Origin of the sequence: Marinobacter azerbaijanicus (assembly GCF_030250645.1) — a bacterium.
Taxonomy (GTDB): domain Bacteria; phylum Pseudomonadota; class Gammaproteobacteria; order Pseudomonadales; family Oleiphilaceae; genus Marinobacter; species Marinobacter azerbaijanicus.
This window is the reverse complement of sequence record NZ_JASSVS010000028.1, coordinates 1-11,204: the sequence shown is the minus strand read 5'-3', so window position 1 is coordinate 11,204 and position 11,204 is coordinate 1. Positions and strand designations below refer to the sequence as shown.

General features: G+C 57.2%; 21 protein-coding genes. 20 read left to right on the top strand and 1 reads right to left on the bottom strand.

Annotated features, from left to right (window positions below):
* Positions 1-40: 40 nt before the first annotated feature.
* The 20 genes from QPM17_RS22815 (at position 41) to QPM17_RS22725 (ending at position 10,538) form a co-directional block, all read left to right on the top strand.
* Positions 41-355, top strand: coding sequence for a hypothetical protein (locus QPM17_RS22815; RefSeq protein ID WP_285394049.1), 315 nt, complete (start codon positions 41-43; stop codon positions 353-355).
* 3 nt (positions 356-358) lie between these two features.
* On the top strand, positions 359-697 hold the full coding sequence (locus QPM17_RS22810; protein WP_285394048.1) for a hypothetical protein: 339 nt from the start codon (positions 359-361) through the stop codon (positions 695-697).
* Positions 694-951 (top strand): helix-turn-helix domain-containing protein, encoded by a 258-nt coding sequence (locus QPM17_RS23890; protein WP_422732795.1) that lies wholly within the window; start codon positions 694-696, stop codon positions 949-951. The genes QPM17_RS22810 and QPM17_RS23890 overlap by 4 nt, the downstream gene beginning before the upstream one ends.
* 68 nt (positions 952-1,019) lie before the next feature.
* The gene (locus tag QPM17_RS22805) at positions 1,020-2,867 is read left to right on the top strand and encodes a replication endonuclease (protein WP_285394047.1); all 1,848 of its coding nucleotides are present in this window, start codon (positions 1,020-1,022) and stop codon (positions 2,865-2,867) included.
* Between the two features lie 186 nt (positions 2,868-3,053).
* Positions 3,054-3,245 (top strand): hypothetical protein, encoded by a 192-nt coding sequence (locus QPM17_RS22800; RefSeq protein ID WP_285394046.1) that lies wholly within the window; start codon positions 3,054-3,056, stop codon positions 3,243-3,245.
* Positions 3,232-3,513, top strand: a complete 282-nt coding sequence (locus QPM17_RS22795) for a hypothetical protein (protein WP_285394045.1) — start codon at positions 3,232-3,234, stop codon at positions 3,511-3,513. The genes QPM17_RS22800 and QPM17_RS22795 overlap by 14 nt, the downstream gene beginning before the upstream one ends.
* Complete coding sequence (locus tag QPM17_RS22790) at positions 3,510-3,935, top strand: hypothetical protein (protein ID WP_285394044.1); 426 nt, start codon at positions 3,510-3,512, stop codon at positions 3,933-3,935. Before QPM17_RS22795 ends, QPM17_RS22790 begins: the two co-directional genes overlap by 4 nt.
* Entirely contained in the window at positions 3,925-4,599 is a 675-nt protein-coding gene (locus QPM17_RS22785) for a hypothetical protein (RefSeq protein WP_285394043.1), read from the top strand. The genes QPM17_RS22790 and QPM17_RS22785 overlap by 11 nt, the downstream gene beginning before the upstream one ends.
* Positions 4,600-4,908: 309 nt before the next feature.
* Positions 4,909-5,754 (top strand): major capsid protein P2, encoded by an 846-nt coding sequence (locus QPM17_RS22780; RefSeq protein WP_285394042.1) that lies wholly within the window; start codon positions 4,909-4,911, stop codon positions 5,752-5,754.
* Between the two features lie 15 nt (positions 5,755-5,769).
* Entirely contained in the window at positions 5,770-6,060 is a 291-nt protein-coding gene (locus QPM17_RS22775) for a hypothetical protein (protein ID WP_285394041.1), read from the top strand.
* A 10-nt stretch (positions 6,061-6,070) separates the two neighbouring features.
* Positions 6,071-6,265: a hypothetical protein gene (locus QPM17_RS22770; RefSeq protein WP_285394040.1), complete on the top strand. Its 195-nt coding sequence runs from the start codon at positions 6,071-6,073 to the stop codon at positions 6,263-6,265.
* The gene (locus QPM17_RS22765; protein ID WP_285394039.1) at positions 6,262-6,636 is read left to right on the top strand and encodes a hypothetical protein; all 375 of its coding nucleotides are present in this window, start codon (positions 6,262-6,264) and stop codon (positions 6,634-6,636) included. Before QPM17_RS22770 ends, QPM17_RS22765 begins: the two co-directional genes overlap by 4 nt.
* Complete coding sequence (locus QPM17_RS22760) at positions 6,626-7,120, top strand: hypothetical protein (protein WP_285394038.1); 495 nt, start codon at positions 6,626-6,628, stop codon at positions 7,118-7,120. Before QPM17_RS22765 ends, QPM17_RS22760 begins: the two co-directional genes overlap by 11 nt.
* A gap of 2 nt (positions 7,121-7,122) precedes the next feature.
* On the top strand, positions 7,123-8,610 hold the full coding sequence (locus tag QPM17_RS22755; RefSeq protein ID WP_285394037.1) for a hypothetical protein: 1,488 nt from the start codon (positions 7,123-7,125) through the stop codon (positions 8,608-8,610).
* A gap of 2 nt (positions 8,611-8,612) precedes the next feature.
* Positions 8,613-9,032: a hypothetical protein gene (locus tag QPM17_RS22750; protein ID WP_285394036.1), complete on the top strand. Its 420-nt coding sequence runs from the start codon at positions 8,613-8,615 to the stop codon at positions 9,030-9,032.
* Between the two features lie 2 nt (positions 9,033-9,034).
* The gene (locus tag QPM17_RS22745) at positions 9,035-9,547 is read left to right on the top strand and encodes a hypothetical protein (RefSeq protein WP_285394035.1); all 513 of its coding nucleotides are present in this window, start codon (positions 9,035-9,037) and stop codon (positions 9,545-9,547) included.
* Positions 9,544-9,780, top strand: a complete 237-nt coding sequence (locus QPM17_RS22740; RefSeq protein WP_285394034.1) for a hypothetical protein — start codon at positions 9,544-9,546, stop codon at positions 9,778-9,780. The genes QPM17_RS22745 and QPM17_RS22740 overlap by 4 nt, the downstream gene beginning before the upstream one ends.
* A complete protein-coding gene (locus tag QPM17_RS22735) occupies positions 9,777-9,983 on the top strand; it encodes a hypothetical protein (protein WP_285394033.1) in 207 nt (68 codons plus the stop codon). The genes QPM17_RS22740 and QPM17_RS22735 overlap by 4 nt, the downstream gene beginning before the upstream one ends.
* A 1-nt stretch (position 9,984) precedes the next feature.
* Positions 9,985-10,173 carry a hypothetical protein gene (locus QPM17_RS22730; protein WP_285394032.1) on the top strand — a complete coding sequence of 63 codons (189 nt, stop codon included), beginning with the start codon at positions 9,985-9,987 and terminating at the stop codon, positions 10,171-10,173.
* Positions 10,170-10,538, top strand: coding sequence for a hypothetical protein (locus tag QPM17_RS22725; protein WP_285394031.1), 369 nt, complete (start codon positions 10,170-10,172; stop codon positions 10,536-10,538). Before QPM17_RS22730 ends, QPM17_RS22725 begins: the two co-directional genes overlap by 4 nt.
* On the opposite strand, the gene QPM17_RS22720 is transcribed toward QPM17_RS22725, so the two are convergent.
* Complete coding sequence (locus QPM17_RS22720) at positions 10,539-11,015, bottom strand: hypothetical protein (protein WP_285394029.1); 477 nt, start codon at positions 11,013-11,015, stop codon at positions 10,539-10,541.
* Positions 11,016-11,204 lie beyond the last annotated feature (189 nt).

Here is an 11,204-nt window from a genome sequence, read left to right as displayed (position 1 = left end):
TTTCACCCGTTAACGAAAAGCAGCCGAAGGGAAACCCGTTATGAAAGTTCAAGAAATGTCGTTGTTCGAACTGGCGCTTGAAGTGATCAAGATTCACCGGGAAGAGGTGAAGGGGTACAGCAACGCCGATAAATTCGTACTTCTGGAAATGCTGGCGAAAGGGTTACATGCGGCGGGCGTAGGCCGGGGGCCGTGGCGCTGGGGCAATACCTTCATCGTGCTGAATGTCAGCAAGCTGGGCACGCCATCGGCACACGTTTACGACCATTACACCGCGTCCCTGATGGCCTTGCCGGGTTGGAAGGAATACACCGCACGAAAGGATGTGCAGGCCGCTGAACTGGTGGAGGGCTGAGCCATGCACGCACCGCAGACCGTTACAGAAATGGCTCTGATGAGGTCCGCGTTTTACCGGGGGAAATCGCCGGAAGATATGCGGGCCATGATGAAGCATTGGACAGGGCAGGGCGTAGACCCGACAGAAATCACCTTTTGGGAAACCCGCTCACCTCGCTTCCGCCTGATCGTCTGTGATGTGGCCGGAGTATCCCGCGCCACGGCTGCTAAAGCCTGGGCACACATGACCGAAGAAACCCGCCAATCAATCCGCGTTGCTCTCCGTGAACTGAAAACAGTTATTGCTGATGGCATGGACTGGCGAAGGGTGGAAGTTCAAACCCGTAAGGGGGTGGCATGACCTTTGATCAGTCGTTAGGTGGTGCAATCGGGTTTGTAAGGCGTGGTCGGGGAATGGATCAACGATCAATGGCTATGTACCTGTGCATGAGTGCGCCGAGTTTGTCCCGCGTTGAGTCGGGAAAAAGGCCGTTAACCGTCAGGGAGCTGTATTGCTGCGCGGCACATTTGGAGATTTCGCCGGAATCTCTATTGGAAATGGCCGAAAAACTCAGAAGTCAGGTGTTTTCAATCGATGAATCAAAGGCTACGTGAAAACGTGGCCCTGATCGGGGCCATTTTCCTTTTTATCTACATGCACGGCTTATCAGGGGAAATCGAACGTGGGACAAGCGCTGAACTGGCACGGGCTGAAGTCGGAAGAATGGGAACAGATCGGGCCGGACAATCGCCGCTTTGTTGCGTCCATGTGCCGGAAACATGGCGAAATGGGCAGGCCGATGGCCGTCGATTACCTGCACCGTTCACGGGAGAACCCCGTAAAGGCAAACCAGCGGCTAAGGGCTCTGTCGGAAGCGTTGGAGTTGGGCAAAACCGGGCTGACGGCCACCGTGCATGATGGCGAGTTGAAAAAGTGGTGTAAGCGCCATGCCGAAGAAATCGAAATGGCCTGTGAGCAGTGGACCAAACGCGCCGGCGTTGACGAGGCTATCCGGTTCGCATGGAAGCGGGTGGAGGAATGCGGGCTGGTGTTCCCGATAGCGGACCCGGACAAAGCGACCCGTGAGGAATGGGGTCACGCCATGGCGCGGGTATTTGATCCGCGTTGGTGGCGTCTGCAGGCTCGCCGCATCCAGGCACGAAAGATTGAAGCCGTGGCCCGTGAAATCCGGTTGGTTCATCGGGACGCCGGTATCTATTCATCCGACATAACGGTAAAGCGCCGTAAAGGCCAGAAGCAACGGAACTACGATGCCCTAACGGCCATGGAAGCCGTTAACGAGGATGGCGAGGCCGTGAACCTTGCCGAATTGGTGAAATCCTCCGTGAGTAATCCCGTTAACAGGCGTGCTGAACTGATGGTTCGCATTAAGGGCTTTGAGCAGTGCGCGGACGCTGCCGGACACGTGGGCGTGTTCATCACGTTAACGGCTCCCTCCAAGTATCACCGCATGACCTACATCAAAAGCATGGACCGGGCACTACCAAACCGGAAATACAAGGGCTATGACCCACGGGAAACACAAGCCTACTTTTGCCGGTTGTGGTCGCAGATCAGGGCGCAACTGTGGCGGGAAGAAATCAGGCCGTATGGCTTCCGGGTGGCAGAGCCGCACCATGACGGAACACCGCATTGGCACATGCTTCTGTTCGTGGATCAGGAACAGGCCGCACGGCTGCGGGCCATTATTGAGGATTACGGCATTCGTGAGGATGGCAAGGAATACGGGGCGGCACGCCAGCGGGTAAAGATCGTGAACATTGACCCGGAAAAGGGCAGTGCCGCCGGGTATATCGCAAAGTACGTTGCAAAGAATATCGACGGCCACGGGATCGACGAGGATTTGTACGGGCAGCCGGCGGATAGTTCAGCCGCACGGATTGACGCATGGGCGTCAGCCTGGGGGATTCGACAGTTTCAACAGATCGGCGGGGCATCGGTAACGGTGTGGCGGGAATTGCGCCGGCTCAAGGCAGAAGACATTACCGGGGATGGTGAAACGTCAATGGAGGTTCTGGAAGCGTTCATGGCTGCGGACTCGTCCGACTGGGCCGCGTACACCATGATCCAAGGCGGTATGACGGTTCGTCGTGAGGATCAGTTGATCAGAAGCAACTATGTGGACAACGGCACCGGGCGCTATTACCAGCCGGTGAAACGGTTGGTGGGCGTGGTGGCCCGTGGGTTTGGTGATCTGACAACGCGCCTAACTGAATGGGTTATTCAGAAGGCCGGCACGGCAGATAAGCAAGCCGAAAGGCATAGTAGGCCGGGGGGTTGGAAAACCGACTTTAGTTTGGATATCGCGGACACATACGGGGCTCCGATTGCCTTTGAAACGATCATTGAGCCGTTTGGTGTGAAGCGTCGTAGGACGTTTGTTTTTCAAAGCGGCGAAGCCGCAACTTGGACTCGTGGCAATAACTGTACGCCAGTACAGGGATTGCATGAACCGTCACCGCCAGGGGGCGGGGCAATGGTCGCCGGAGGCGGGCTGTATGGATCATGACTCGCACGTTAAGGCTTATCACCGGTATCAGATCAGGAAAGCGGTGGCGAAAGCGGCGGCAACCTATGTTGCTGTGCGGCTCCATAGTGATTTCATGTTTCGGATGCCGAGACGTGCCCGATGGACGTGGAAAAACCACGTAGCACACGGGCTGAACCGATTTTATCAATGGTTGGAGGGTGGCAAGTGAAAGAGTTATTTCGTGATCTGCTGGTCGAAATCAAGGCGTTGAAGAAAGCGCCCATGATGCTGAAAGCTCAGATCGCACAAAAGGCCGTGGTGCGTGCTGCGCAAACCATGGAATCCATGATTGAAGAAATCGAAACCCTGCAGGCCAGGGTGAAGGAACTGGAAGGGGGAAACCGTGGCGAATCCTGATATCGGAACGATTGCCTGTCCCATTGAGAAAGGCTGCGTGGGCAAGGTCCGGCAGTACAGCAAGGGGAGCCGGAAATATTACTACGCCTGTAAGCACGGCATGATAACGCCGAATCTGGAAGCGGGTCAGGCATGGGTGGCGGCGAATATGAAACCGCTGGACCCGGAAGAGCAGCCGAAACCGGAGGCAAAGCCGGAGCCGGAAAAGACACCAAAACCGAAGGCCAAAAACTGGCTTTCTTCATTGCTTGAGGACGACGACGAATGACCGATAACGCCGAAAATCAGGAACAAAACGCCGGGGCCGCGATTGACTCGGATGAACTGGACGCCATTGCACGGGAAGCCGGCGAAGACGAGGCACCGCAAAACACCGGCGAACTGATGGAAGAACGGGACGGGCCGACAACCGCCGAAGTCATCGCGCCGTTGATCGGATTCGGGTGTGATATCGGCTGTCCGAATTATCAGATTCAGAAAGCCGAAAAGCAGGCGTTGGCGGAAGCCTACGGGGAATTGATTGATAAATATTACCCGGAAGGTGTCGGGGCGTGGGGCGTTGAACTGAATGCCTTGCTGATGACGGCGGCCATTTTTGGGCCGCGTGTGGCTCAGGGTGTGCCAGCCAGGGCAAAGCCAAAGGCGGAGGAAGCCACCGAAGAAAAGGAAGCCGAAACCGATGAAAGTTGATACCTCGTTAAATGCGTCAATCGGTGTGGTGTGTGGTTCGTCGGGCTCGGGTAAGTCCGTGGTGATCAAAAAAAGCTTGCTCAAGGTGCCGCGTCTGCTGGTGTGGGATATCGACGACGAGTACACCGGGCCGCAGGGCGTGCCGGGAGTGCAGCGCTTTAGCAGTATGGAAAAGCTGGCGCGTGCTGTGGCCACCGCGAAAAAGGGCCGCTTTGCCTACGTGGGACCGGTTACCAAGTTCGGGGCATGGTGCCGGCTGGCGTTCGCCTGGGGCAACTGTTTGGCCGTGGCCGAAGAATTGGCAGGGGTCACATCACCGGGCAAGGCTCCGCCGGAGTGGCACACGTTGGTAAGCCGGGGCCGTAAACGGGGAATCGCGTTGATTGGTGTCACGCAAAGGCCGGCGGAGTCGGACAAAACCATTATGGGCAACGCCTCGTTTATCCGGGTAGGGCGGTTGTCCAGGGCGCAGGATCGCCGTTACATGGCATCGGAAATCGACGTGCCGGAGCGCTACGTTAACGGGCTGGAAAACCTGCAATACATCTCAAAGAGTATGGCCAAAAACGAGTATTTCGCCGGCACAATCAAGGTGCCGGAGAAAGGCACGCCCTCGTTAACGAAAGTGCGCATCACGGAAAACCCGTTAACGATTGAGCGGTAAATAAGCGCTGGCATGGCTTGCCTTTATCCAATAGGTTTCAGGTTGAACAACCATTAACCACGGGGGAGCCATGACCACCAAACACCTAGTTTACGGAATCATCATTTCGGCGCTGGGCATGGTCGTGGGTGAGTATCTAAAACGGGAGATTTTCAACAGTGAAACCTAACAAAACAGTTTTGAAGGCAGTGGGCTTTTCCCTGCTGGCACTCATGGTGATTAACCGCGTCGGCGCTGCCGCTCCGGTGAAAAAAGCCATTTACGGCTGATCGCTGAAACACGACATTTACCAGCGCGAAAGGTGCAGGCATGAAAAAACGCAATGAACCCCCTTACAGGGTGCCGATGCGCATCACCAGCGGTAACGGTGTAGCGGCGGGCAATACCACCACCTATGATCTGGCCATCGGGCTTAAGTACCTGAGCTTTGATCTGGTGATCGGCGGCACGATTGACCGTACCAAGCTGATGATCCGCCACCGCATCAACGGTGAGGTGATTCAGGAATACTCGGCGGCAGACCGTGACAAGATGAATCAGCATGACGGTATCCCGGCAGAAGCGGGTGTTCTGTTCATTCCGATGAATACCGAGAACATGAAAACCCGTGACGGCGAGGAAATGACCGGCATCAATACCGGTTCCCGCGACCAGAACGGGCGTTACATTTCCAAGTACACCGTGGAAATTGACGTGCCGGAAGGCGCGACCAGTCCCACGTTGGACCTGTTCGCAGACACCGACGAGGCCACCGAAGGCGGACCGGGCTTGATTCCGCGCCTGCTGAAATTCCCGTATGACCTGAACGCCGGAGAGCGTCAGATTCGCGACATTCCCAAGGGCGGTGTGAAGTTCGCCAGGGTGCGCCGGGTCTTCATCAAGGCGGCAACGGCGAACATCAGTCTGCTGAAAGTGGAGCTTGATCAGAAGAAACACTTTGAGCGCACCGACGCCGTGAACCGGGCGGCTCAAGCCCGTAACCGTCGCACGCCTCAAGCCGGTTGGTACGTGATCGACAGAACCGAGCGCGGTTACGCCGGTGATCCCTTTTCCATGACCGGCGTGAGTGACTTTGCGTTGATTATGGAAGTCGGCACCACACAAGCCAACTGTCCCATTTACGTCGATTATGTCGGCGGCCTGGGCGGCAACTGATCGGAGTAACGCACCATGGAAGAACTAGACCTTTCGTGGGCTGACTTTGGCGGCACCTTTTCCGGTGCCGTCAATGAGGTTGTCAGCGGCTGGGCGGCGGGCACCGCTGCCAAGTTGCGGGGCACGGATGGCCAGCCAAAGCAGAGCACATCCGCCGATGCCTACGATCAACGAGTCACCACACCCACTGACGGCAGTGCGCAAGAAGTCGCGGACGAAATCAGCGGCACGGTGGCGGGCATGAAATGGTGGGTAATCGGGGCGCTGGGGCTTGGCCTTGCCGCTGTCATTTATTCCCGTCGATAAGGGGTAAGCCATGATTCCGGGTATCTCAACCGGTGGCGGCGGGCTCAGCGCGTCGTCCGGGGTGAAGTCCAGCAACGAGTTAAGCCAGGGCGGGCACATTTTCAACTTTGGTCCGCCACCGTCCACCGGTGTTCAGGGCATCAACTACAACATGCTTGCATTGGCTGCAGTGGCCGGTGTGGTGCTGTTCGTGGTGGTGAAATGAACGCGCATCAGATCGGGTGGTGTGACGAGGCCGAAAAGGGCCTTGACATTGCCGCACGCAGCCCGGAAGAAATGGAAAGTATCAAAGCCAACGTGAAAGCCGGCAAGGCGCAACTGTGGCAGATGCAGGGCACCCAAAAAGACACCTATCTGGTAACCCGCGTTGAGCGTCCGCCACACGGTGAGCGCGTGCTGGTGCTGGTGGTCTGCCAGGGCTCGGACGCGGATCTGATTATCCCGTGGTGTATGCACTTGGCGGAGGATTCCGGCATCAAGCGGCTACGGGCTCACATTGAGCGGGATGGGCTGGTGCGCAAGTTCGAGCGTTTCGGCTGGACCAAAAAAGAAACGGTGATAGCTCATGGTTGGTAACAGCGATTCCAAAACCGAAAACATCACGGAAGAATTCATATTCAACAACGCCGACTATTCCGGCGGTGGCGGTGAATCCGCCTCCGTGGCGAAAAACATCAACCTCGCAAAATCAGAACTGACCGTAGGCGATATAACAACCACGGATCACGGGGCCGTTGCCGGCGGGGTGGATATAGCCAATAAGGGCATTGCCGCCACCGGGGAGAGTTTCAAGCAACTGCTGGAAACCTCGGAACAACTGGTGGGCGATGGTTACGAAGGGCTCAAGGGTACGCAGGAATTCGCCAAGGATTCACTGGCTCGGGCCGTGAACTTTGCCAACAGCGCCAACCAGGGCGTATCGGAACAGATGGCGCGGGTACTGAGCTACGCCAACGATTCGACCCGCTCGGACGCCTCGCAAGCCTTTGAGAACGTCACCAAGTATGGCCTGATCGCGGCGGCGGTTACTGCTGGCGCGTACTTCTGGAGTAAGGGGTAACCATGTCTGCAGGGCAGGACTACAACAGAACCATCAAACCCGGCGGCGCTGAGCGAATCAACGGCAACGGCGAAACCTACATTTTCTGCAAGTTCGCAGACCGTGACATTACCGTTGATATTGCCGGGCGCAAGGTCGTCATGCGTTCGGGGGGCTATCAGGAATTTGAGCCGCTGGTGGGCAACAATGCGGCGGTGACCCTGTACAACGAAGACACCGAAAACCCGGCCTATGTCACGCTGGTGATGGGCACCGGCACCTATGATGAAAAGATCATACGGGGTGAGGTGACCGTGGTGCCAGGGCTACGGCTGGCCGATGGTCGATTTATCGCGGACACGCGTCACGATATCGAACTCGAAATGACGGTGACCGACGACGAGGTGAAAAACTACAGCCGAAACCAGAACGTCGTTACCAAGCCAACCAGCGAAGTAGGTTTTGACAATAACAAATCCGTCCATATCGCGGACGACCAGTACCTCTACCATTTTATTTCGGGCGTTTTTGATCCGGCGGATAATATGGTGGTGTCTGACCTGTTTACCATGGAGCCGTTGAGCTACCTATCCCATGATTTTTACAGCTCTGACGGCATCGTGACGATGTACCAGGGCACCATAAAAGACGGGCGTTTCTACTGCGCGGTAAAAGGCAACGGCTACGGTAATTGGGACGGTCCGAATTCCGGCAACGATTACGAGGGGCCGGGAATTGTGTCATGGCCCATTGGCCCCGGCGGGCTGGGGGCGATTACGTACCACGTCGACGGTTACACGTCTCTGTCACTGAGAATAACAGCGGTGATCTGGAACAAAGACCGGAACAAATGGTTGGTGCAAATCGGCACGCAGATGAAAGAGGTGGATATCCTCACCAAAGAGGCCATTGACGCCGCGCCGGCAGTCATGACGGATGCCAGTTTTATCAATGGCGATTCCCACATGCTGTACGCGTCGGACTATAAGCAACTGCTTACGCGGTCGCGGCTTTACGACAGCGAAACCTTGGAATTTATCGGCAACCGCCCATTGCAGGGTAATAACAGCGATGAGGTGTACGGGTATTCGGAAAGCACCGGGCTTTACTATCTCAGCGAAAGCGGGGAGGTATTGTCATATTCCTACGAATCCGGCAACAAATGGGCCGGCGCGGCGCACATCAGCGCCCAATGCCAGGGCGGGCGCGGCGTGCGCAAAAAAGGCACGGTGCTCAGGTTGCCGCTGTCCTACGATCCCGGCGACTACGGCGCGACCATGATCGGGCCGGTGATTCGGGCCGCGTTAACCGCCTATCTGGGCGGACCACCGCCGAGTGATTACCTAGACCATATCTACAAGCTGGTCATTAATGACGGTTTCAGCAAGCCGCGTGTGGTGATAACCGGCTCGGAAACCTTCAAGCGCGCCAAAGTGGCGGACAATTTCACGGTAAAAACACCGGTCACCTTGACGCTGACCATCGACAACCAACTGTTTAACGGGGATTAAAAATGCCGGCATCTGCAAATAAATCACGGCTGCCACTGGAGCCAGGGGTTAACGGGCTGGCTCTGGACAGCACGGGTAACAAACATACGACGGATACCGCGTATCAGGTGGAGCTGGGAGCCGTCTCAGAACTGCTCTACAAGCGTGGTGAGGTGCTGTACAAGCTGGCACTGTCGGCGGCATCGGCGGCGGGCGCGGCTACGCTGACGTTCAAGGCCGGGGCGGTAACGCTGAAAACGATCGCGCTGGACCTGACCACGGCCACGGTGTTTACCGGGCGTGAGGTGGTCAGTTTGGCGGGGCTGGAAGGCACGCAGGGTATCGCGGTGACGCTGAGCGTGGACACCGCCGCCGATGCGGGCATTACCGCCGCTCTCTATACCGCCGTGGATATCGAAATCCCGCTTGTATCGGGCTGCTGATCATGGGCGCAACCGTGGGCGTGTTCGCCGTGGTGGCGCTGATCATCGGATTAAGGGGCAAGGCCATGACCAGTAACGACAACGACACCGGGCCGGAACTGCGGTATTTTCAGCCGTCCGAATTTGGCCAATGGTGGCCGAAAATGGACCGGGAATTACTGTTCAAGCTGGACGAATTCCGCCACCGCTGGGGCGCTCCGGTGATCATCAGCCCGGCGGAGGGCAGTTTAGGCCGTCACCAGGGCAACGCCGGCGAGTCTCAGCACAACGTCGATGCGTGGGGCATGGTCCGGGCCGTCGATGTGTTCCCGAAAGTGAACGGGCGCTACATCACCCGAGCGGCGGACCGGCGGCGGGCGTATGAGATTGCGCGGGACGTGGGCTTTACTGGAATTGGCCTGTACACCGACACCACACCGGGCAACATGCTGCACGTGGACGTGCGCCGGGGTAACCGGGTGGCAACGTGGTCCCGCGTCGGTGGGGATTATCTGGACATAGGGCAGGTCGTATGAGCTTCACCAATCAACAGTTACTCGGGATCGGCATCGCGGGAGTGCTGGCGCTGTGGTATCTCAAAAGCAAGGCCACCGAAACCGTCAAGGACGTGGGCAACGCCGTGAACCCGACAAACCCGGATAACGTGTTTTACGAAGGCGTCAACGGCGTGGGTGAGGCCGTCACCGGCGATGAACATTTCAGCCTTGGCGGCTGGATTTATGAGCGCTTTCACGGGGTGGACGGATGAAACAGGCCGTACCGCTGGCCGTGCTGGGCTTCATGGTGGGTGCGGTGGCCGGGTTCGCATGGGGCCGTAAAGCCAAGTCCAACATTGGCGAGGCCGTCAGCACCGATGTGAGCGGCGGCGTGGTCACCGTGCAATTCGACAGCCTGCAGGCGGCACGCTCCGGGCTGGCCGATGAATTCAATAGCCTGATTGATAGGTTGTAGTATGGATTTAACGACAGTAATGACCGTAGCAGTGCCCATTGCCAGTTTTGTGGGTGCGGTCATGGGGCAACGGGTCAACGTGGGTTGGATCAAGGAAAAGCTGGCAGAACATGACCGGAAACACGAAAGCCACGCCAAGCGGCTGGCGTCCCATGACCTAACGCTGGGCCTGTTGGAGAACCGCAGATGATCGGCGCTATTCCCATCATTGGCGATTTGATCGGGCTCGGCAAAACGTGGATACAGGGCAAGCAGAAGCGTTCACAGGCCAAAGCGGACGCGGAAGCGGCGGTGATGGTGTCCAGTGCCACCAGCCGCCAGGAATGGGAAAAGCTGCAGGCGCAAGCCAGCGCGAATTCATGGAAAGACGAATATTGGACTCTTGTCCTGTCGATACCCGCCATCATGTGTTTCTTTCCGCAGGGCGTGGACGCCGCCACCGCCGGCTTTGCCGCACTGGATACCATGCCGGAGTATTACCGCTATTTTCTCGGGGTGGCCATCACCGCCAGTTTCGGCATCAAGGGCTATAAAAGCTGGAAGGCCGGCAAGTAATCAGCCGGGTTTCTTGTGGCCGTGCTGGTGCGCCACCGGCAACGGGACCACGTTCGACGGCCACCGCTTTGCCTGGGCATAGTCCAGCGCTTCCCGTAATTGCCGGTTTTCCACCGTCAGCCGCGCCACATCAGCCTGTAAATCGCCGTTGTGCTGCTTCAAGTACGACAGCCCCATGAGTTCATCCGGGTAGAACGACCAGCCATTAGGGGCCGTCAGGCGGCCTGTCTCGTCAATGTGCCAATCAGACCACCGTGGGCACGGCAGCAAGCCTAACGCACGGGTGTAAAGCACCTGACGCGTGCGGGCGTCCATGGGATGCGTCCCGGCAATCCATTTATACACCGTCTGCAGGCTCACGCCGGTGAGTTCCGCCACCAGGGCGGCGGGCAAAAACCGCACGTGGGGGCCGTATTCCAGCCGGAACGTTTTACGATCGGGGTAAAACCGGTAACTATTTTTAGACGGCTTTTTCATAAGCGGGAACCAGAGCAGTGAGCTAAGGCTATAACAACTGCGCAACATATGACCAACTTCCTTTAGGGTTCTAAAGGTTTCCCAAAATGGGAAACGGGTCACGGATTCAACCAGTTACAGCGGTAAAAAGGGGTTGCTTTTGGTTGGAATTGCGTCAAACCCGACGCATTCTAGTGCGCATAATGTATA